The sequence below is a fragment of the Actinomyces oricola genome (assembly GCF_004104015.1).
Taxonomy (GTDB): Bacteria; Actinomycetota; Actinomycetes; order Actinomycetales; family Actinomycetaceae; genus Actinomyces; species Actinomyces oricola.
The window spans coordinates 1-19,748 of sequence record NZ_RYFV01000010.1 but is presented as its reverse complement, the minus strand read 5'-3'; the positions used below and the strand labels follow the sequence as shown (position 1 = coordinate 19,748).

The window sequence follows — 19,748 nt, the reverse complement described above, 5'->3', positions numbered from 1 at the left end:
CGCGAATGGGGATGGCCGGGTTGAGGCCTACTTCGTTCCGACCGAGCTACCGCATGAAGAGTCCTCGGCGTACCGGCGTCTGGCTGATGGTGTGAAGCTCGTTGAGTTCGACGCTGGGGCGCGAATCCTGAAGATTCACCCCATCAACACACTCTCAAACCACAACGACTACCTCGGTCCGAAGTACGAGCAGGTACAGACGCTCTCCTTGGAAACGCCGTTGCTGGATGAGTACTACGAGGGCTCCGACTTGGAGTCAATCTTTGAGACGCTACCGCCCGGATTCGTCAAGGACTTCGCCTACGGCCTCGGGTTGCTCAAGGATTGCAACCGGCTGATTCGGTTGATCGAAGCCAACACTCCTTGCACAGAGATCATCTTCACCGACGGCAACAGTGCCGCCATCGACGGGACAGAGTTCCACCTCGGCCTATCGCGCTTCGCTGCGATCTGGGCCGAGATCGGTCGAATCAACGACCGAGGAAATCGTGCGGCGGGTCGAGTCAAGGACGTCTTCGTACACAACAACCTCGCTGCGACACTTGGTCTCGCCAACGCAGACTTCTCGCTTGGGCGACACCCGGACTCGCGCGTGATCGCGAAGGCCGCCAACGGAATCGAGGAACTCAGTAGCGTTGAACGTGATGCTTTGGTCGAAGCGGTTTCGTCCGAGTCGGCAGCAATAGCGGCGGGATCACCACAGAAGTTTCAGCAACTCAAGCGAGACATCGAGCTCGTCAGCCTTGACCGCCTCATCGAGACGTACGCAGAGGCCTTGGAACAGGGCAAGGCCGAGCCGTACTGGCAGGCTTTTTTCGACGACAACGCCTTCGCGCTGCAACAGGTCTTCGGAGCCCCGATGGTCAGTGTGCGCTCCGGAGCGACGGTAGGCGGTCGCGGCTTGTCGGGAAGCGGCGACAAGATCGCGGACTACTTGTTCAAGAACTCGCTCACGAACAACGTCGCTCTGGTGGAGATCAAGAAGCCAACCACGCAGCTGCTGGAGCCCCGTGAGTACCGTCAGGGTGTGTTCGGTCCGTCAAAGGAACTCAACGGTGCGGTCTCCCAGGTGCTCGATCAGGCGTACAACCTGACGAAGAACCTCACCGGGCTGAAGGAGAGCTCGCGTCAGTGGGACTTGGAGTCCTACGCAATCTCCTGCTTCGTGGTCGCCGGACGCACACCCTCTGCCAGCGATCCGTCAAGACAAAAGTCGTTCGAGCTGTATCGCGCGAACTCCCGCAGCGTGACCATCGTGACCTACGACGAGATTCTTGAGCGACTGAGACTCCTCCGTGACTTCCTCACACCGGCCCCCGAGGCCGAGGCGGTCTGATCGAGATGGCACGTCCACCCGCGTGGAGGCACACGCTCGACGAGGCTCGGCGACAGGCCCTCGTCGCGATCGACTTCTACAACCGTCCCGGCGATCGGCGGAGCTTCAGCGACTTCATCGTCCACATCCACCTCGCCTGGCAGAACCTGCTTCACGCCGACCGAATGCGCCGCAAGGCGGAAATCTTCTACCGCGAGTCGGGCGGCCGACGCCTCTTCAGGAGGAACCCGGACGGCTCCAAGAAGACCTGGGACCTGAGCCAGTGCCTGAAGCACGAGTTCAAGGACAACGACCCGGTCAGAGCGAACATCGAGTTCTTCGTCGGGCTTCGGAACCACGTGGAGCACCGCTTCCAAGACTCAGTCCTGGTAGCAACAGCCGCAGAGGCCCATGCCTGCATCATCAACTTCGAAGCAGAACTGGTCCGGAGGTTCGGCACAAACGAGACATTGGGTTCGGAGCTGAAGTTTCCGGTCTTCGTGCAGTCGCTGAGTCCGACAAGATACGAGGAACAACGCAATCTCCGCCGAGGTCTGCCAACTTCCGTCTCCACGTTCATCACTGAGTTCCAGGGCCGCCTACCGGATACCGTGCGAAGCGATGAGCGCTACGCCTACCGGCTCTTGTTGCTTCCCATGAAGGGTCCCAAGACGGAAGCAGACCTCGCGCTGAACTTCGTACGGCAGGACGAACTCAGCGAAGAGGAGCTTCAGGCTCTTCTCGGCCAGGAAGGCAGCGTCATCGTCGCGGAGAAGTACCGTGAGGCGATCCATGGTGATGAGATGCTCCCCAAGGCGGCTGCCGCCGCAGTCGAGGCGCGCATCGCCTTCAAGTTCAGCGTCAACGACTTCACGCGTATCCGCAAGGAGTGGCAGATCGGGCCAGCCAAGAGCGGCGACAAGGAGCAGTTGCCCAAGTCCGACGGATACTGCCTCTACTCGCCAGCCTTCAAGCAGTTCGTCTACCGGCCCAAGCTTGTGGAGCGAATGGCCGAGGCCGTTGACACGGCAGAAAAGTACCAGGCGCTACTCGGGCACGCGCCCGCTCCGAAGAGCAAAACCGACTCGTGAAGGCACGAGCAAGGGTCCGAGCGCGCGCACCGCTTGGATAGGGAGAACGCCGTTTCCGAGTGCGGTGATCTGCTGGTTGGGCGTCAGCTCGCCAGTGTCGGTGACCCATCCGGTCGGCAGGCCCATGAGCCATTCGACGAACGCGGGTGCTGGGCGGGGTCCGTCGGCGTCGTTCAGGAGTGCGGGGGCGGGTGCTAGTCGTCCCGTGATGTGTTCCCAGCGGGTGATGGCGTCGGCGTAGCGTCCCCAGCGTTGAACAGTCCGTCGATCAGCGACCACAGCGTCTCCGACTCGCGTCTCTTGTTCGGCGAGCCAGCTGGTCCGTGGAGAGCGAAGTCGATGATCTGGTGCGACAGCGCGATCGTCCCGCGTCTTGCTCGCACCTGATCGAGTGTCTCGCCGCCTCGTGATGAGTCGGTCGCGAGTGGTGTGCGGAAGCGTGCGGTGGGCGAGGATAAAGATGCGGAGGCGGTGGTGAGGAGCGCCGACAAGGGAAGCCGGTAGACCGATCCATCGTGCATCCAGCCGCAGGTCGGCCAGATCGCCGAGAACGGAGCCGAGAGCCCGTAGAGGTCGAGCTGCGTTGTCTCCCAGATGCCACGGGTCGGGTTCCAGCTTGCGAAGGGCTGCACCGTCGGGGGTTGCGTCGCCGGGGTTGCGTGGGACATGTCGGTCTCCTTCTACTGGTGGCCGCGTCGCTGGGGAGGACAGCAGCCCGCGGACGTTCTCGATGACGACCCATTCGGGTTGGAGTGCGTCGATGGCTTCGGCCATGTGCGCCCAGAGGCCGGATCGGGTGCCGGGTGCGAGGCCAGCACGCTTGCCGACGGTCGATACGTCTTGGCAGGGGAAGCCTCCGATGAGGATGTCCACGGGCTCGACCTCGTGCCAGTTGATGGTGGTGATGTCGCCGAGGTTCGGGACGCCCGGCCAGTGGCGCGAGAAGACGGTGGCGACGGGTTCGTTGAGTTCGGAGAACCACACGGTTTCGGCGTTGAAGACGTGTTCGACGGCGAGGTCTAGGCCGCCGTAACCGCTGAACAGCGACCCGATCTTGAGTCTGGGCAGCTGGTCTTCCTGATCGTGCATGAGGACTCCGAGTGACGGGCGACCCCGGCCCCAGTTCTCCTCGTTCTGATGCCGGGCTGGTCACCTGTCAGGTGCACGACCACGCCACGCTCCGCCGCTGTCATCGCCCTGCACTTCGCTGCAACTCGACTGGTCCGCCTCACCGCTGCCGACCACCCAGCTCGCTCGTCTCGCCGACCCACCCACTGAGAGGACACGCCTCTTGCAGATCGAGGTAGACCGAGCTCTATCGCCGCAGATGTCACCGGTCGTCGGTGCTCACCTGCTCGTCAGGACGGGAGGCAGTGATGACGGTTTCGATGCGCGTGATGAGCGCGGGCGATGGCTACAAGTACTTGTTGAAGACGGTCGCGGCCGCCGACGGAGACCGGCCTCTCTCGACGCCGCTGACCCGCTACTTCATCGAGGAAGGCACCCCGCCGGGCCGTTGGCTCGGCAAGGGAGTCGCGTCACTTGGCAAGGGTGAACTGGTCGTCGGCGATCAGGTCTCTGAGGCCCAGCTCCAGCTCCTCCTGGGCATGGGGCACGACCCGATCACCAACGCACCGCTGGGCCGTGCGTTTCCCGCCTACAAAGATCCGCCGAAACGCATTGAGGCCCGAATCGCGGCGCTCGACGCCGCCCTGACGCCGGGCGCGAAGGGTGAGGCGGTCGCTCTGATCGTGGCCGAGGAGAACGCGCGGGCTGGGCGTCGGGCGGTGGCGGGGTTCGACTTCACGTTCTCGATTCCGAAGTCCGCGTCCGTGTTGTGGGCGGTTGCCGACGCCGGGGTGCAGGCGATGATCGGGGCCGCGCATCACCGGGCGGTTGCGGAGGTGGTTGCGTTCATGGAACGAGGGGTTGCGGCCACCCGTACCGGCGCAGCCGCAGGCGACGGGGCCGTTGCGCAGGTCGATGTCGAGGGGCTGATCGCGACGGCGTTCGATCACTTCGACTCCCGCGCAGGCGACCCCCACCTTCACACCCATGTCGTCATCAGCAACAAGGCCAAGACGAAGCTCGACGGGAAGTGGCGCTCACTGGACGGTAGGCCGATGCACGCCGCCGTCGTCGCACTTTCGGAGTTACACGAGGCAGTGTTCGCCGACCACATGACCCGCATCTTCGGCGTCGAATGGGAAGCCCGCGACATGGGCCGCGACCGCAACCCCGCCTGGGCCATCACCGCCGTCCCCGAGGCACTGGTGACGGAGTTCTCCAGCCGCGCCCGCCACATCGACATCGAGACCGACCGCCTCATCGACGAGTACGTCGCCGCACACGGCCGTCGCCCGACACCAGCAGCGTTGATGAAGCTCCGCGCGCAGGCGACGCTCTCAACCCGGCCCGACAAGCAGGTCCGATCCTTGGGCGATCTGACCGAGGAATGGCGAACTCGAGCCACCGCAATCCTCGGCCGCAACGCGACCCGTTGGGCGATGGACGCGACCGATAATGATCGGCCGTTGCTGCTGCGGGCCGATGACATCCCGCTCGACGTGATCCGCGACGTCGGCCGCTCCGTCGTCGAGACCGTCGGTGAGAAGCGTTCGACCTGGCGCCGGTGGAACCTCATGGCCGAAGCAGCCCGGCAGACGATGGGGTGGCGCTTCGCCACCATGAACGACCGCGAAGCAATCCTCGCGATGGTCACCGATGCCGCCCAGCTCGCATCCCTCCGACTCACCCCGCCCGAGCTCTCCCTCTCGCCCCTGGTGTTCCGCCGCGACGACGGCACGTCGGTGTTCCGTCCGGGCAACTCCGCGATCTTCACCTCCGAGGTCCAACTCGCTGCCGAAGACCGGCTTCTCGAACGCTCCCGCGACCTCACCGGCCCAACCGTCACCCTCGCCACCATCGAGAAGATCATCCGCAAGCCCGACGCCGACGGCCTGGTGCTGGGTGAAGATCAGACCGAAGCGTTGACACGGATCGCGGTCTCGGGGCGAGCGCTCGACGTGCTCGTCGGTCCCGCCGGGGCGGGCAAGACCACCGCCCTGAACGCGCTCCGCCGATCATGGGAAGCCGAACACGGCACAGGCTCCGTGGTCGGGCTCGCCCCGTCCGCGGTGGCCGCACAGGTCCTCGCCGACGACCTCGGGATCGCCACCGAGAACACCGCGATGTGGTGGCAGAACCACCTCACCAAAGGACACAACTTCACGGCCGGCCAGTTGGTCATCGTCGACGAAGCCTCCCTCGCCGGCACCCTCTCCCTGGACCGGATCACCGGCCTCGCTCAACAGGCGGGTGCGAAGGTGCTGCTGGTCGGTGACTACGCACAGCTTCAATCGGTCGATGCCGGGGGCGCGTTCTCGATGCTCGCCCACGACCGCACCGACACCGTCGAACTCATCGACATCCACCGCTTCCACAATCCGTGGGAGAAGCTCGCCTCACTCGACCTGCGCCACGGCCACACCTCCGTGATCGACACCTACCTCGCCCACGGCCGCATTCAAGACGGCGACACCGAGACCATGACCGACGCCGCCTACACCGCCTGGCGGGCCGACCGAGACGCCGGACACATCACCGTCCTGATCGCAGAGACCCGCGAACAAGTGACCGCGCTCAATGAGCGCGCCCGCGCTGACCTCCTTATCGACGGGACCCTCACCCAGGATCGGGAAGCAGAGCTGCGCGACGGAACCCATGCGGGTATCGGGGACACCGTCGTCACCCGGCACAACGACCGGAAGATCACTGCCAGCAACGGCAACGACTGGGTGCGCAACGGCGACATCTGGACCATCACCGACGTACGGGACGACGGAAGCCTCACCATCCGCAGACCAGGCCGCGCCTACGGCGGTGCGATCGTGCTGCCCGCCGCTTACGTCGCCGCGCATGTCGATCTCGGATACGCCGTCACCGCGCACCGAGCCCAAGGCGTCACCACCGACACCGCGCACGTCCTGGTCGAACCGACCGCGACGAGGGAGAACTTCTACGTCTCCATGACCCGAGGCCGAGCCGCGAACCACGCCTACGTGGTCCGCGACCTCGCCGACGATCACCAACAGCCACACCCCGGCGACGACCCGAACGCGTCCAGCCGCAGCGTCCTGACCGGAGTGCTCCAGCACGTCGGCGCGGAACTCTCGGCGCACGAGACGATCACCGCCGAACAGGAACAGTGGGGTTCGATCGCGCAGCTCGCCGCCGAGTACGAGACCATCGCGGCCGCGGCGCAGCACGACCGTTGGGCATCCCTCATTCGCACATCCGGCCTCACCGGTGAGCAAGCACAGGCCACCGTCGAGTCCGAAGCCTTCGGAGCACTTACCGCAGAGCTCCGCCGCGCCGAAGCCAACCACCACAACATTGCGGCCCTGCTCCCACGCCTCATCGCGGCACGCGGCTTCAATGACGCCGACGACATCGCCGCTGTCCTCCACTACCGAGTCTCCCGAGCCACTGCGCGGCCCGCGGGATCGGGCCGAGCCCGCAAAGCACCGCGACTCATCGCGGGACTCATCCCGCACGCGAGAGAAGTGCGCGATAGCGAGATGCGAGCCGCGCTCGATCAGCGAGAAGCACTCATCGAAGCCCGCGCCGACGCCGTCCTGGACACCGCTCTCACTGACAACGCCTCCTGGACGAAAGCGCTCGGCACGCGACCCAACGGTGCGCGGCGAGCAGCAGAATGGCGGAGGGCCGCGCGAGTGGTCGCCGCCTACCGAGACCGCTACCGCATAACCGACGACACCCCTCTCGGAGCACCGCCCGTGTCCGAGGCGCAGAAGATCGATGCCGCGCGAGCCAAGGTATGCCTGGATCACGCGTTGTCCTCAACCACCGAGGTGGATTGGTCGGAGGGGTTCAGCACCCACGGACCGACGCGCACACAGTCGCAGCCAGGGCGAACCATCTGACGCCTTCCCAATGTCGGCCCGCAGGCGTAGCCTTGAAGGTGAGGCGGATTTCTCCTTACCTTTGGGCCGTTCGCGGCAGACCTTCGGGTCGCTCTCCACGCACCGTCTCGACGAGACAGGCGCGTGTCGAGAGGAGCCCATCATGATCCGCTTACTGTGGACTGCGAGCGTCGAGGTCCGATACTTCCTCCGACGCTACATGCCGAGCAACATCGTCCTTGATCTGCTCCGCACAAGGCAGGGACTCAAGTGGGGCCTCCCCGCGATGCTCCTGGCTGTTCCCTACGTGGCTGTCGCCCACTGGTGCACCACCATCATCGGCGACGGCGGTCCCGGGTGGCTTCACCTCGTGGTCCTGGTCTGCCTGTGGAGCTCCTTCAAGATGGTGCTCTTCGGTCCCGTGAGTGTCGTGCTGCTCGTCAAGGCTCGTGCACGAGAGCGTCAATCGAGACGGAAGCCACGCCTCGCCAGCTACGCGGAAGCGTAGACATCGAAGGTGCCTTTGGTGACGCTCTGCACATAGGATGCCGCACCTGCGATCAACCTGAGCTGTTCGTCCGAAGAGGCCTTGATGCTGAGGCCTGGTTGGGCAATGACGGTCGAGATGCGCGGGAACAATTGGGGAGCTTGCTGCCGGATTCGGAATAGGGTTTCTCGGTCGCCGATCTCGAAGGGGCTGAGGCCAGTCCTCCTCGTGTAGGCCTTCGCTCGGCGATCAAGGTGCTCCAGTAGCGGAAGAGCCCCGTTGTCGCGCCATCGCGCTCCTCGCATTGCTTGGCCACATACTTCGTACAGGTCGCTGAGGCGTGAGCCGGCGGTGGGCTTGGATGAGTACTTGCAGTGCACCAGCGTGACGTGAAGATCGCCCTTGTCCACGCGGATACCTACGAGGTCGGCGGCTTCGCCAGCGCGGTCATCATCGATGAGGATGTCGAACGTCTGGTCTTGCGATAGGTACCGGGCCATATATGCCTGAATGGAGTTCGTCTTGCGTTCTGTCCCTTGCGACTCCACTGTGATGTCAACGCCTTCGCCCGTCCAGTCGAGCGCTCGGAGTTGCTCGCGCGGGTACGGAGCCAACTCCGTCCGTGGTGCCAGGAGCCGATCGTCTCCGGTCACCATTCGATCTCCCGATAGGAAGATGGTCGGCTTATGGTTGTTGAGCCAGGTCGAGAAGGGCGTTCTCACGTCTCGCCAGCCGACAACTTCGGCGTCGTCGCCCTTCGGACGGTAGTGCAAGCCCTGCGAGCCAAAGTGTCCCTCATACGCGAGTTCCCAGGTGGGAGTCATGATCGAGAAGCAGAGTGGACCGCTGGTGCCATAGTCGTCGATCCTGAACTCTGCATCGGTCAGAAGGACGCTTGAGTCCTGGTAGCTGAGTCTGGACGATGTGCCGTTCCCCAGGTACAGGTCCCAGGGCCACTCCATCGCGAGGATTGGAAATACTGGTCGTTCTCTTACATCGATCGGGATGATCATGGATCGGAAGAGCGAGTGAACGTCGATGTTGCCGTCGCTCAGCTTCGCACCTTGCTGACGGCACCAGGTGCGCCACTCTGCGAGGTTTGGCGCTGTCCGCATGGACCAGAACCTTCCCGAGAGCGACGCCGCGATGGTGACACGCTCGCCTTCCTCGAAGGCTTTCGCTGCGACATGAGTGTTGGACTTGTGCGTGCGCTCAGCCTCCGTGAGTGCTGTTTCTACGTCGCTGCCGACGTGCATGGAGAATCGCTTGTCGCGATCTCGGGCGTCGAGAAGGCCGATGTTGGTGGGAATGAGCCTGTCCAGCTTCGAGAAGACTTTGAAGGTGTCGTATCCGTTGACTGGTCTCGGCTCGTGACCGAGTACTGCCTCGACGAGGTCGTCCAGACTGTGCTTCGTGTCAGAGCAGTGGATGTAGAGGATGCCTTGACCACGATCGAGGTACATCGCAAGGAGTGTGTAGTCAGTGGCACGAAGTGACGGGATGTCTCCCCATCGCAGGTCCGCAATGGTCTCGATCACGAACCAGGCGATGGTGTTCTCTGCGTTGAGACTGATGAGGTCGTCCAGCACAGCATCCCCGTAGATGTCGCGTGCCGCGAGCGGGTTCCAGTCGATCGTGGATGTCGCGAAGGCCTTGGCGCTCATCTTGGGTTCCAGGAGTCCAACGGGTACATCCGGAGGGTTGTCGACGAATGACGCCTCGAACTCGCTGACCTCGTTCGCACGCTCTGTAGCGCGTTCGGTGATATCGCTGAGCACCTTGTCCCAGTCCGGGTCTTCTCGAAGAAGGAACCGCATCGGTGAGAGTGCTTGGCGTGGGTCTTGGCGTACGAAGACGCTCGCTCTGCCAATCGGTAGTGGAGAGGCTGTTCTGGCAAGACGGCCGATGAGTTGCACCATTGGGCTCAGCGATCGGTGCGCGTCGTGGAATGCCCCTACTTTCAGAGTTGGTAGATCGAACCCTTCGCCGAGCATGTCAACGCAGACGATCACGCGGCTGGTCCGGTCTCGCATCGCCTTCAGCGTCTCTGCTCTGCGGCGGGCCGACATCGAGTCGTAGATGACCTTCGGCGTCAGTTCGGGGGCAATGCGCGAGTAGAGCGCGTGGACTTCATCCGCCCGCGCCTTCGATCCCACCCGTGCCAGGAGCAGGTGCTCGTGACCGGCGGCCAAGTCTTCTCGAAGCCGCGAGACAGCGGCCATCGCCAATGCCTCGTCGTCGTCATCCAGATCGAGCACCGCACTGAAGTCGATGGTGCTGAAGTACCCCTCCTTCTGAGCTTCGCGCAGTGGGAAGCGGAAGATGACGCGGCCGGGCAGGGTCAGTCCGTCGCGACGGAATGGCGTTGCGGTGAACAGAAGCGTTGGCCTGTTCGCAAATTCACGGATGATCTCTGTCCATGTTCGAGCAGGAGCGTGGTGCGCTTCGTCAACGAGTAGGTGCGTGAAGCCTTGGAAGAAGACTTCGCGCACTTCCGGATCGTTGGCGTGGATCGCGTTGGGGGTCGCCACGACAACGTTCGCCACTTCGACAAAGGATCTCGCTTCGGCTTCATCGACGAACCGTCCTTCTAGCCGTCCGATCCTGGGGCGTAGTGCAGAGCGGTCGACAATGCCTTCGAGTTGAAGGATTCCCAAGGTCTCAAACTTGGTTGCGATCTGATCGCGAAGCGCGGTTGAGGGGACGACCACGAGAACGCGTTCGGGCTGCTGCGCGACCAGCCATGCCAGCATGGTCTCCGTCTTGCCGGTGCCGGTTGGCATGACGACGATCCCAGGCTCGGACAGGCCGGAGGACTGATAGCCAACAATGGAGTGAAGTGCCGCGATCTGCGGGCGCCGCAGGCTGTGAGGCTGGTCATGCGCGGTGAATCCGATGGCACCGTCGAAGGATCGGATAACGTCGCTCGCTTGAACCGCCTCTCGACCACCTGCCCATCTGATCTGGGAGTTCTTTGATCGGCGGGCCGGAAGCCTCGCTGCAGGCGGCCCCTCGGTTGGGAGTTCATCGGCGCGGGTTACGGACCAGTGCCCGAATGGGGTGTTCACCACTTCGAGGCCCGATTCAGTCTCAAGTACTTCGACGTTGTCGTACGCCGGGACCAGCAGCTGACGGACTACGTTCTTGCCCGCGACGTGCGGCGTCGCCCAAACATCCTCGGTCCGGTATCCCACGTCGAGCCTCTTTCGCCTTCGCCTATGCAAGGAACTCCATTACCAACATGCGCGCCGAGGTCACCCCTTGGATGACCTTGGGTCGTTCCCCGGCGCAACCGTGTCTTGTGCGCGGATCGTCCCCTTGAGTGAACGGACCTGCAACTCGCCGCCCCCGTCGTTGCCGAGGATGGTGCGGGCGCGCTGGATTCCTTCGACCTGTGTCGAGGTGACGGCGCTGGCGCGATCGGCTCCTGGCTTCCGTACCTCCCAGTCGCCATCGCTTCGGCGCTGTACTACTCGCTTGTTGGGCTCTGTCATGATTTTTCCTTTCTCGATGGGATTGCGTCCCAACTACTTCCAGTTGTCTGGGTGGTCTTTCACCAGCGTCAGCTTGGGCTGGGGATCATCGATGTCAGCTAGCCGTCGTATATGACGTGGTGTCATCTGGAGGTCCTCTGCGACCTGAGTCAGTGGAACCCCTGCATCGTCGAGCAGTTCAAGCGCGGACTTGAGGAGTTCGGGCCGCTCGCCGGGATAGTCGTGAACTGGCATGGGTCTCCGTGCGATCCCATTCAGCGTGATGTACGCGCGTCGGGCTGTGGATTCTGAGATGAGGTCAAGTTCTCGCGACCGGAAGATCAGTGAGTTGATGGAGACTCCCCACAGCTGGCTAAGTTCCTCGTACCGGTTGAAGTTGATCCGCCGAGGCAACTGATCACGGATCACCTCTCGTGGCGTGAGGAACTCCGCAGCGAACATGTCCGCTTGCCGCTCCAGTTGGCTGTCTGTTCCCTGCCGACCGTGGTGGAGGACGACGTGCCCCAACTCATGCGCCGCGGAGAACCGATGCCGCATCACATCATTGGCCTTGTCCGGGGTCAGCACGATCATGGGACGCGGCAGTGCGATGGTCGAGAAGGCGTCGATACGGCTCTTCTCATCGAGAGCAGCATCCTCCTTCATGGAGAAAAAGACCGTCAAGATGCCGTGCTGTTCGAGTTGGTACACGAGGTGTTCTATCGGTCCAGTTCCGAGCAGCCAGTGTTGGCGCATGGCTCGCGCTGCGGTCGCGGGGTCCGGCACATCTAGTGAGTCGGCGTGCGCCCAGGCAGGAAGGTCCAGTTCCGGGAACTCCACGCTTTCTTCGAGGTAGCAGCTGAGTTCCCAGGCTTGTTCGACATACGCAGTCGCTTGCTGCTGTTGCGTAACGGTGGTTGAACGGAGGCGTCGGAACGATGCTTCGGCGATGTCCACTTGAACGCGTGGACGCCCAAGTGCGAAGAAGCCCGGGGGGACGCCAAGCGCTGTGGCCAAGGCAGCGACCGTCTCTGCACGGGGACGCACTTCTCCGCGCTCATATTGACCGATAGCGGCAGCAGACACGCCGACCTTGCGATGAAGGTCAGCCTTGGACATCTTGCTGATCCGGCGAGCCTGGGCTAGCCGCGCTGGGTCAAACATCCTGGCGACTCCGGCAAGGTCAACGTTGCCTTCGTGTGCCATCGGCATGATCAGCTGCCTTCCTGCTCGGACGTCCGCTGGCGCAGCTTCACCGAGGTACGCGGGCGGTCGCCGCTGTTGAACCCAGCCACAGGCTTCAACATGGTGCGCGGAGCATCGACGAAAGAAGGAGTGCGCTCGTAGGTGAGTCGCTCGGGGTCTGCAAACTCCAGGTACCGACCGTTCAGTCGCGCGGGTGCGAAGTAGATGGTTCCCACACCCTGCGGCGTACTGCTGTAGTACGGAACGAAGAGGGTCGTGCGAGGCACAGCCAGCTCGACGTGGCTGAGCGCATCCTCAAGCGATGCAGGCTGATCCCCTTCGAGAACGTCACTGATGTCAAAGAGCCCGGGGTCCGAGTACTTGACATTGCTCGTCTTCGCGAGGAGTTCACGGCGCGAGTCGGGCAAGTAACTGAGTCGAACTCGGCGAAAATTGCGCGGCATCTGCTTGCCGACACGTTGCGCGAAGATGAGCGTGTTGCCGACGAAGGTCAGCATCCGCCGGGTAGTCGGGACCTTGGCCTCTCGATAGGAGGGCAGGTCGGACAAAAGTGCGCGGAGCTCCTTCTGCACGCCACGGGCCATTCCCGCGCCATACACATCCTGATCCCCATCAGGATCGTCATACGCTGCCTGAGCGCGGGCCGAGCGATCCTGGCTGCGCTGGATCGCGGTCGGGATTCGTTCGCGGAGTGCCGCAAGCTCTGTTGGCTGGAACTCGCTGCGCCAGTCTTCGCTGTCGTGTTGCTGAGCCACTGGGGCCCTCCTTCGTCGTCACGAAGGACTCTAGCACATGACTTTAGTCTCACGCGTGATTTCGTCAGGGTTGCTCCATGTCTGAGTGCCGCCACGGTCATTCTTCGCTCGGTTCAACGCCACAAGTCTGTCAGATCGGGTCCGACGAGTCGGGCAGGCGCGCACCGTTGGCGCCGTCCACGATGACCCCAGCCTCGACGAGAGCCAGGCGAACGCCCTTGCGGTCAACGCCCATACGACGACTGATCGCTCTCATCGAGACACCCGCTCGGGCGAGGCGCACGGCTTCGGCCTTCTCGTCGAGGCACAGCCCTGGACGGCGGCTCGGCACGTTGCGACGACGGAGGTGGGAGAACACCGTGGCGCGGTGGATGCCATACCGTTCGGCCAGGGACTTGACACTCATCCCGGCCAGGTAGTCACCGACAAGCTGGTCCACCTCGGAGGCAGTGAGAAAAGTTTGAGCCGTCTCGATAGTCCTCACAACGGGCCCCCGATCGTCCCTCGGAGCGCTACTCTGGGGTCGTGCGGATACCTTGTAGACACCTCGCAACAGGCGGTTGACCAGGGTTTTTGTCTTCGGGGCGGAGTTGCCGAACGTGCTACTTAGGCACCCCAGATGGGTCGGGTTTGAACTTCTGATCGAGGGCTCACCCTTGGAGGAGGCTCCAACCTGGCCCTTGTCGTCCGCCCCAGTAGCTTGTGCGCGGGCTTGGTCGGCCCGCGCGAGGACGTCAATCTGGAGGTCGAGCCTTGGTCCCCGTCAACTGGAGAGGTCCTCTGGGTCCTCGGCACGGGCGCGTGGGCCCCGGCGCCTCCCTGACGATCAGGCCCATGGAGGGACATCGGGTTGTGATCCTCCCGAAGAAGGAGATCAGTTCCGTGATCCTCCTGAAGAAGGAGAACAGTTCCGCTCGCTCTGTGCCATGCTCACAGCATCTTCCTTCCCTACGCACAGACAGGGACACGCGCATGTATCGTCGCGACTTCTTGCTCATGCTTGCTCTGGGCGCCGCTGCGGCGACCGGCGGCTGCTCTCTTCTCCGCAGCTCCTCCGGCTCCGCAACCGTTACCCCCTCAGCGGGCCCTACTGCGGCTTCGTCGGCAGTTCCCCCTTCCACGCCCTCGCCGACTCCCTCCCCCACACCGAGCCCCTCTCACGGCCCGCTCTGGCTTCAGGACGGACCACCGTCCTTACCGGATCCCACGCCCCCTGACACGGTGATCACCGCCCTGCCAGAGAACGTCGGCAATACGGTGGCGCTCACCATTGACGACGGCGCGGACGCCTCTGTGATTGAGGCCTACTTGGACTTCGCCAATGACTCAGGGGTGCGCCTCACGTTCTTCGTCACCGGGCAGTACCCCGGCTGGACGGACCTCAAGGACAAGATGATGCCTCTGGTGGAGTCCGGGCAGGTCCAGCTGGGCAACCACACCTGGACACACCCGGGCCTGACTGAGATCTCCGAGTCCGACATCGTCTCCGAGCTCACCCAGTGCGAGCAACTTCTCAATAATGTCTACGGGGTCACCGGGGTCCCCTTCGTGAGGCCCCCTTACGGTTACCGCAGCGAGTGGACGGACTCGGTGTGCTCCCGGCTCGGCTACACGACCTCCACCATGTGGTACGGCTCCTTCGGGGATTCGGGGCTGCTGACGGAGGACGTGCTTTTGGGCGAGGCCCAGAAGTGGCTTCTGGCGCAGCACATTGTCATTGGTCACGCGAACTTCCCGACGGTCACCCAGCTGTACGGGCAGATCATCGACATTCTGCGTGAGCGCCAGCTGCTGACAGTCACGCTTGACGACGTCTACTTCGGCCCCGGCCACGACCGCCACATTTAACGCGCCCGCGAGCGGGTTTCACCCGCTGGGGCGGCAAAGGCCGTCGCCCACGCGAAGAGAAGCGAAGAGAAAGGACTGTGGCGCACAAGAAGAGCGGTGTGGACTCTCAGCGGGGGTGGACGCCCTGTCGGATGAGCCCCACGGTGTGTCCGTCAGTGAGAGCCTCCCAGGAGGCCTCAATAATGTCGGTGCCCACGCCCACCGTGGACCAGGTGCGCTCGCCGTCGGTGATGTCAATGAGGACGCGGACAATGGCCCGCGTTCCCCGCTCGGAGTCCAAGATGCGCACCTTGTAGTCGGTCAGTTCGAAAGAACTGATCTCAGGGTAGACCTGCGCCAGGGCGCCGCACAGGGCGTGGTCGAGGGCGTTGACCGGACCGTTGCCCTCGCCGAGGGTCGCGTAGCGCTTTCCCCCCGCCCACAGGCGCACGGTGGCTTCGGCCTCTGTGGGGATCTCCCCGTCCACGGGCAGAAGCTGTTCACCGGGGACGGGGCGGGCCTGGATGGAGGCGCGCCAGGACTCCACACGGAAGTACTCGGGCAGGTCCCCGCGCGCCTGGCGCAGAAGGAGCTCGAAGGAGCCGTCAGCCGCGTCGTAGGCGTAGCCGCGGGCCTCGCGGGCCTTAACGGCCTCGGTGACCTGCCCCAGGAGCTCGCCGTCACCGCCCGTGTCAATGCCCAACTCCCGGGCCTTGAGTTCAATGGAGGCCCGCCCCGCCATCTCGGAGACCAGCATGGTCATGGTGTTGCCCACGCGCGCCGGATCAATGTGCTGGTAAAGGTCGGGGTCGACGCGGATGGCGGAGGCGTGCAGGCCGGCCTTGTGGGCGAAGGCCTTGGTGCCCACGTAAGGCTGGCGGCCCGACGGCGCCCGATTGGCGATTGCCCCAATGGCGCGTGAAACGGCGCTGAGTTCGGTGAGGCGCTCGGCGCGCTCCCCGGCATCTCCGGGCAGGACCGTCCAGTCGGTCTTGATCTCCAAGTTTGCGATCATGGTCAGCAGGTTGGCGTTGCCGGTGCGCTCGCCAAAACCGTTGACGCAGCCCTGCACCTGACGAGCCCCGGCCTCCACGGCGGACAGGGCGGCGGCCACAGCGCACCCGGAGTCGTCATGGGTGTGGATGCCGACCGTGCACTTCTCCAGCCCGGCGGCATCTAAGGCCTGTCGCAATGCGGTGACACCGGCGGCCACGGCGGGAGGCAGGGTGCCGCCGTTGGTGTCGCAGGCGACGACGGCGACGGCGCCGGCCCTGGCGGCCTCCGCGGCCACCGCCAGGGGGTAGGGGGGCTCGGTGGCGGCGTCGCCCGCCTGGGCGTCGGCCCGCGCTGCGGCCGAGTCGGCGGCATGCCGGAGCCCGTCGAAGAAGTGCTCCAGATCCACCATGACCTCGCGCCCGGCCCCCCGGAGCACCTGGACGGTGTCCCGCACCATGCGCAGATTCTCCTCACGAGTAGTGCGCAGGGCCCGCTCGACGTGGACCGGGTCGGACTTGGCCACGATGGTGACCACCGGGGCACCGGAGTCTATGAGGGCGCGAACCTGGGCGTCGTCGTCGGCCCTGACCCCGGCCCGGCAGGTGGCGCCGAAAGCAACCAGTTTGGCGGTACGCAGCGTGAGCTCGGTGGCGGCACGGGCGAAGAACTCCGTGTCCTTGGGGATGGCGCCGGGCCAACCGGCCTCAATGTAGGCCACGCCCAGGTCGTCCAGGAGGCGGGCAACGGCGAGCTTGTCCGCCACGGTGAAGGACACCGACTGCTGCTGTGCGCCATCGCGCAAGGTCGTGTCGTAGGCCTGAACGTGCTGGACGCCGGCGTGCATCTGCTCCCCCTTTGCTGAACGGCCTGCTCGAGGCGTCGGCGAAACCCGGCCCGATCCCCGTGAGGCGGGAAGATCTCAGGCCAGGCGGTACATCCAGTTGTAGGGGTCCTCCTGGCGGCCGTACTGGATGTCGGTGAGACGATCGTAGACCTGGCGGGTGACCTCGCTGCCCTCCAGGTACACATCGAACCCTTCGCCCCTGAGGCGCCCCAGGGGCACCACGACGGCTGCGGTCCCGCAGGCGAAGACCTCGGTGACCCTACCCGCCGCAATGTCCGCGAGCAGGCCCTTCAGGCTAATGGTCTCCTCCACCACGGCGCGCCCGGCGTCGCACAGCATGCGAATAATGGCGCTGCGGGTGCTGCCCTCCAGAATGGTGCCGGTCAGGCGCGGGGTGCGCACGGTGCCATCGGCGTCGACGACCATAATGTTCATCCCGCCGAGCTCCTCAATATTCTGCTCCGTGACGTCGTCGAGGAAGCAGACCTGCTGGCATTCTCGGGCTTCGGCCTCGATCTGAGGCAGCAGCGAGGCGGCGTAGTTACCACCGGTCTTGGCCGCGCCGGTACCGCCGCGGCCGGCGCGGTGATACTCCGAGGACACCCAGATGCTAATGGGCTTGAGGCCATCAGGGAAGTAGGCCCCAGCCGGGGAGGCGATGACGTAGTAGTCGACGACGTCGGAGGCGTGAACGCCCAGGAAGGGCTCGGAGGCGAAGGCGAAGGGCCTCAGGTACAGGGACTCCCCCTGTCCGCTGGGGACCCAAGTGGCGTCGGCGCGCACGAGATCCACCAGGGAGGCGATGAAGTCCTCCTCGGGGAGCTCGGGCAGGGCCAGGCGCCGCGCTGAGGCGTTAAAGCGGGCGGCGTTGTAGCGGGGCCGGAAGGTCCACACCGACCCGTCGGCGTGACGGTAGGCCTTAATCCCCTCGAAGACCTCCTGGCTGTAGTGCAGCACGGCCGCCCCGGGGGACAGGGACAGGTTGGCGAAGGGGATGACGCCGTGGTCTCCCCACCCGGTGCCGCGCGTCCAGCGGGCGTAGGCCATGTGGTCGGTGAAAACAGTGCCGAAGTGCAGGCCCGTCAGGGATTGGGTGCGCTCAGCGTCGGTGGCGGGCGCCGGGTTGGGTGTCAGCGGGAAGCGGCCGGCGAGCTCGTCGGCCGCGGGAACGGGGACCGCGGCGGCGCGAGCCAGAGGGGTTTGAAGACCATCGAGCATGGATGCGGCAGCGGTTGTGTCAGGCATGGCGGCAGCCTACCCCTGGACCACACCTTGAACGGGGCTTTCTCATCTGCTGACCCGGGGATGGCGGGAGGTTGGCGGGAGAGCCGCTTAGGACGTCAGCGCGGCGGCGATCGCATCCCCGATCTGGCTGGTGGAGCGCACCGCATCCGAGGAGCGGATGAGCATGTCCGCCTCAACGGCCGCCTTCACCCGCTCGGCCGCCTCCTTGTGGCCAAGGTGGTCCAGCATGAGCGCAACAGCGGAGATCGTGGCGGTGGGGTCTGCTATGCCCTGTCCGGCAATGTCCGGGGCTGAGCCGTGGACGGGCTCGAACATAGAGGGATAGGTCCCGTCAGGATTAATGTTGCCCGAGGCGGACAGGCCGATGCCCCCGGTAATGGCACCGGCCTCATCGGTGAGGATGTCCCCGAAAAGGTTGTCCGTGACAATGACGTCGAAGCGGCCGGGGTCGGTGACCATATAGATGGTGGCGGCGTCCACGTGGCAGTAGTCGACCCTGACCTCGGGGTGCTCGGCGGCCACCGCCTCGACGGTACGGCGCCACAGGTGGCCGGCGTGAACCAGCACATTGTGCTTATGCACCAGAGTCAGATGCTTGGCGCTGCGGGAAGCGGCCACCTCGAAGGCGTAGCGAACGACGCGCTCAACACCGTAGGCGGTATTGATGGAGACCTCGGTGGCGATCTCGTGGGGAGTGCCCACGCGCACAGCACCGCCATTGCCGCAGTACAGGCCCTCAGTGCCCTCGCGCACAACCACGAAGTCGATGTCTCCGGGGTCCCCCAGGGGGGTGGGCACGCCCGGGTAGTACTTGGAGGGACGCAGGTTCACATAGTGGTCCAGGGCGAAGCGCAGGCGCAGCAGTAGGCCCCGTTCCAGGACGCCGGAGGGGACGGTGGGGTCGCCGACGGCGCCCAGGAGGATGGCGTCCTGGCCCTTAATGGCCTCCAAGTCCTCGTCGGTGAGGGCGTCCCCGGTGCGGTGCCAGCGCTCTGCACCCAGGTCAAAGGTGGTGGGCTCAATGGTGACGCCGGTGCCGGCCAGGGCCGCCTGGAGGACCTTGAGCCCCTCGGGCACAACCTCCTTGCCAATGCCGTCACCGGGGATCACTGCGAGCTTCACGGTCTGCGTCATGCCGTCATTGTGCGCCGTCCACCGCCGGCATTCCCCTGGCGTCCGCCTGCTGGGAGAGCGGCGCCCGCGCGCTCCCCCAACTGCACGGAAATCGGGCGCGGATTGCGCCGGTCCATCGCCTCGCACGCCGGCCGAAGATAGCAGCGGAGGAGACACACGCATGTAGCCCTCCATCCGCCCTCCACGGCACACCTCTTCTTAGGAACTCGCATCCCTGACGCAGCTAAGGAACTCCGCGGTCCCGGGGTCACGAATCTGAAGTTGCCTCAATGAAGGACCTCCTGTAGAAAAGCAGGACCAACCAACAGATGAGCCAGCCGACCATGAGGGTTATTCATGGGGTGTTGTAGGTGAATATGAGGGCTAGTACTGCGGTGATTGTTGTGTTGAATGTGTTCAGGGGTCTTCGGTAGTCGTTGTGGAGGATTCTCCAAGTCTTGATATTGGCGA

Annotated in this window: 14 protein-coding genes; 5 read left to right on the top strand and 9 right to left on the bottom strand. The window is 64.4% G+C overall.

The features are described 5' to 3' along the window. The first annotated feature begins 91 nt into the window (after positions 1–91). Both EUC46_RS05550 and EUC46_RS05545 read left to right on the top strand, forming a co-directional pair. Positions 92–1,336 (top strand): Shedu immune nuclease family protein, encoded by a 1,245-nt coding sequence (locus EUC46_RS05550; RefSeq protein WP_206645910.1) that lies wholly within the window; start codon positions 92–94, stop codon positions 1,334–1,336. Positions 1,337–1,341: 5 nt separating this feature from the next. Next, positions 1,342–2,406 (top strand): DUF3644 domain-containing protein, encoded by a 1,065-nt coding sequence (locus EUC46_RS05545; protein WP_128773200.1) that lies wholly within the window; start codon positions 1,342–1,344, stop codon positions 2,404–2,406. Here EUC46_RS05545 and EUC46_RS05540 read toward each other — a convergent pair. Beyond that, positions 2,362–3,495 carry a DNA cytosine methyltransferase gene (locus EUC46_RS05540; protein ID WP_128773199.1) on the bottom strand — a complete coding sequence of 378 codons (1,134 nt, stop codon included), beginning with the start codon at positions 3,493–3,495 and terminating at the stop codon, positions 2,362–2,364. The two genes, EUC46_RS05545 and EUC46_RS05540, sit on opposite strands and share 45 nt — an antisense overlap. A gap of 287 nt (positions 3,496–3,782) precedes the next feature. Between EUC46_RS05540 and mobF the strand changes: the two genes are divergently transcribed. Further along, the gene (mobF, locus tag EUC46_RS12990) at positions 3,783–7,352 is read left to right on the top strand and encodes a MobF family relaxase (protein ID WP_128773198.1); all 3,570 of its coding nucleotides are present in this window, start codon (positions 3,783–3,785) and stop codon (positions 7,350–7,352) included. A gap of 142 nt (positions 7,353–7,494) precedes the next feature. After that, the gene (locus EUC46_RS05530) at positions 7,495–7,839 is read left to right on the top strand and encodes a sulfate permease (protein WP_128773197.1); all 345 of its coding nucleotides are present in this window, start codon (positions 7,495–7,497) and stop codon (positions 7,837–7,839) included. Here EUC46_RS05530 and EUC46_RS05525 read toward each other — a convergent pair. The 5 genes from EUC46_RS05525 to EUC46_RS05505 all read right to left on the bottom strand — a co-directional run bounded on the left by EUC46_RS05525 (position 7,824) and on the right by EUC46_RS05505 (position 13,736). Then, positions 7,824–11,012, bottom strand: coding sequence for a DEAD/DEAH box helicase (locus EUC46_RS05525; protein ID WP_206645909.1), 3,189 nt, complete (start codon positions 11,010–11,012; stop codon positions 7,824–7,826). The two genes, EUC46_RS05530 and EUC46_RS05525, sit on opposite strands and share 16 nt — an antisense overlap. A 60-nt stretch (positions 11,013–11,072) precedes the next feature. Beyond that, positions 11,073–11,312, bottom strand: a complete 240-nt coding sequence (locus tag EUC46_RS05520) for a DUF2188 domain-containing protein (protein ID WP_128773196.1) — start codon at positions 11,310–11,312, stop codon at positions 11,073–11,075. 33 nt (positions 11,313–11,345) lie between these two features. Beyond that, positions 11,346–12,503 carry a helix-turn-helix domain-containing protein gene (locus EUC46_RS05515; protein ID WP_128773195.1) on the bottom strand — a complete coding sequence of 386 codons (1,158 nt, stop codon included), beginning with the start codon at positions 12,501–12,503 and terminating at the stop codon, positions 11,346–11,348. Positions 12,504–12,505: 2 nt separating this feature from the next. Next, a complete protein-coding gene (locus EUC46_RS05510; RefSeq protein WP_128773194.1) occupies positions 12,506–13,252 on the bottom strand; it encodes a hypothetical protein in 747 nt (248 codons plus the stop codon). Positions 13,253–13,382: 130 nt separating this feature from the next. Beyond that, positions 13,383–13,736 carry a hypothetical protein gene (locus EUC46_RS05505; RefSeq protein ID WP_206645908.1) on the bottom strand — a complete coding sequence of 118 codons (354 nt, stop codon included), beginning with the start codon at positions 13,734–13,736 and terminating at the stop codon, positions 13,383–13,385. Between the two features lie 488 nt (positions 13,737–14,224). Here EUC46_RS05505 and EUC46_RS05500 point away from each other — a divergent pair, with 488 nt between their 5' ends. After that, positions 14,225–15,100, top strand: a complete 876-nt coding sequence (locus EUC46_RS05500) for a polysaccharide deacetylase family protein (protein WP_128773193.1) — start codon at positions 14,225–14,227, stop codon at positions 15,098–15,100. 106 nt (positions 15,101–15,206) lie between these two features. Here EUC46_RS05500 and cimA read toward each other — a convergent pair whose 3' ends face one another. From cimA to EUC46_RS05485, 3 genes are all read right to left on the bottom strand, one after another. Continuing rightward, positions 15,207–16,919 (bottom strand): citramalate synthase, encoded by a 1,713-nt coding sequence (cimA, locus tag EUC46_RS05495; RefSeq protein ID WP_128773192.1) that lies wholly within the window; start codon positions 16,917–16,919, stop codon positions 15,207–15,209. A gap of 75 nt (positions 16,920–16,994) precedes the next feature. After that, complete coding sequence (locus EUC46_RS05490; protein WP_128773191.1) at positions 16,995–18,164, bottom strand: branched-chain amino acid aminotransferase; 1,170 nt, start codon at positions 18,162–18,164, stop codon at positions 16,995–16,997. Positions 18,165–18,251: 87 nt separating this feature from the next. Further along, complete coding sequence (locus EUC46_RS05485; RefSeq protein WP_128773190.1) at positions 18,252–19,298, bottom strand: 3-isopropylmalate dehydrogenase; 1,047 nt, start codon at positions 19,296–19,298, stop codon at positions 18,252–18,254. Between the last annotated feature and the right edge of the window lie 450 nt (positions 19,299–19,748).

Bases quoted from the DNA above. Each gene is read 5' to 3' on its own strand.
- mobF (WP_128773198.1), top strand. From the start codon at position 3,783: ATGACGGTTTCGATGCGCGTGATGAGCGCGGGCGATGGCTACAAGTAC.
- EUC46_RS05485 (WP_128773190.1), bottom strand. From the start codon at position 19,298: ATGACGCAGACCGTGAAGCTCGCAGTGATCCCCGGTGACGGCATTGGC.
- EUC46_RS05530 (WP_128773197.1), top strand. From the start codon at position 7,495: ATGATCCGCTTACTGTGGACTGCGAGCGTCGAGGTCCGATACTTCCTC.
- EUC46_RS05545 (WP_128773200.1), top strand. From the start codon at position 1,342: ATGGCACGTCCACCCGCGTGGAGGCACACGCTCGACGAGGCTCGGCGA.
- EUC46_RS05515 (WP_128773195.1), bottom strand. From the start codon at position 12,503: ATGCCGATGGCACACGAAGGCAACGTTGACCTTGCCGGAGTCGCCAGG.
- EUC46_RS05490 (WP_128773191.1), bottom strand. From the start codon at position 18,164: ATGCCTGACACAACCGCTGCCGCATCCATGCTCGATGGTCTTCAAACC.
- EUC46_RS05540 (WP_128773199.1), bottom strand. From the start codon at position 3,495: ATGCACGATCAGGAAGACCAGCTGCCCAGACTCAAGATCGGGTCGCTG.
- cimA (WP_128773192.1), bottom strand. From the start codon at position 16,919: ATGCACGCCGGCGTCCAGCACGTTCAGGCCTACGACACGACCTTGCGC.
- EUC46_RS05520 (WP_128773196.1), bottom strand. From the start codon at position 11,312: ATGACAGAGCCCAACAAGCGAGTAGTACAGCGCCGAAGCGATGGCGAC.
- EUC46_RS05500 (WP_128773193.1), top strand. From the start codon at position 14,225: ATGTATCGTCGCGACTTCTTGCTCATGCTTGCTCTGGGCGCCGCTGCG.